1 protein-coding gene is annotated in these 390 nt (G+C 69.0%); it reads left to right on the forward strand.

Annotation, left to right across the window (positions count from 1 at the left end; all coding sequences use genetic code 11):
• On the forward strand, positions 1-334 hold a 334-nt coding region (locus ELR45_RS24975; protein WP_420813944.1), incomplete at its 5' end, for an NUDIX hydrolase.
• Positions 335-390: the final 56 nt, after the last annotated feature.

The raw sequence follows: 390 nt of genomic DNA on the forward strand, positions 1-390 counted from the left end.
GGTGATCCGGGAGGTCGCCGAGGAGACCGGCTGCGACGTGGTGGTCGAACGCCTGCTGGGCGTGGACTCCAGGGTGATCCCCGCAGCCGAACGCCGTTTACCCGGCCTGCCCGAGCACCAGAATGTCGGCATCTTCTACCAGGTCCGCATCACCGGTGGCCAACTCCGGCCTGAACCGAACGGCGACACCGCCGAGTCGGTCTGGACTCCGATGCCCGACGTCGCTCGCCACCGCCGGTCATCCCTGGTCGATATCGGTCTCGACCTGGCGCAGACCGCCCCGGCAACCGGCCACGTCGCTCCCGTTCCGGTCGGTGGCCTCATCCAGCACTGAGGCCAAGCGCGGAACAGCGCGCGAGCGACGGGGATACCGTCGTGCCTGGCGTAAAC

Origin of the sequence: Phytoactinopolyspora endophytica (genome assembly GCF_004138495.1) — a bacterium.
Classification (GTDB): Bacteria; Actinomycetota; Actinomycetes; order Jiangellales; family Jiangellaceae; genus Phytoactinopolyspora; species Phytoactinopolyspora endophytica.